The organism is Nocardia otitidiscaviarum NBRC 14405 (assembly GCF_000308635.1).
GTDB classification, from domain to species: Bacteria; Actinomycetota; Actinomycetes; order Mycobacteriales; family Mycobacteriaceae; genus Nocardia; species Nocardia otitidiscaviarum.
Genome location: NZ_BAGD01000009.1, coordinates 1 through 547, shown reverse-complemented (window position 1 = coordinate 547; position 547 = coordinate 1). Strand labels below are relative to the sequence as shown.

At 64.2% G+C, this 547-nt stretch carries 1 protein-coding gene; it reads right to left on the bottom strand.

The window, feature by feature from the left end; all coding sequences use genetic code 11:
- Window positions 1-547 (bottom strand): HK97 family phage prohead protease (locus ON31_RS00030; RefSeq protein ID WP_051036561.1); only part of this gene is annotated, 547 nt, incomplete at both ends.

Below are 547 nucleotides of genomic sequence, written 5' to 3'. Positions count from 1 at the left end.
CGGTTCCTTACCGCTGGTCTGGTCCTGGTCTTCTTCGTCCTCCGCCGGTTCTTCCACGGGGAGTACAGCTTTCAGCGATTCGGCGGCCTGCTCGAGCTGGGTCACCGTGTCGCGGATGATGTTCTCGTTCTTTGCGCTGAGCACGCGCCCGGCCTTCGCGCGCAATCCGGCGGCGGCGGCCTTCACGGCGAGGATCTCGGTTTCCTGGTTCGCGCCAATCGGCACGATGGACACCTCGAACAGGTCGAGCACCTTCAGCGAGTAATAGGCGTCCTTGTAGGTCTTGCCTTCGCCGACCGGCTCGACCCATTCGCCCTCGACGACGCTGTACGCGAACGACATCTGAGACACCCGCCCGGATTTGAGCAGCCGATACACCTGCTCGGACTTCGGCGAGTCCATGTCGAGTTGGCCGCGCACCTTCAGCCCGTGGTCGTCCTCGCTGGCCTCGACGATCGCGCCGAGGTTGAAATCCGGGTCGGCGGTGTTGTGGCCCCACAGCAGCGGAATCGGCAGCCCCTTGGACTTCCACGCCTCCAATGTGTCG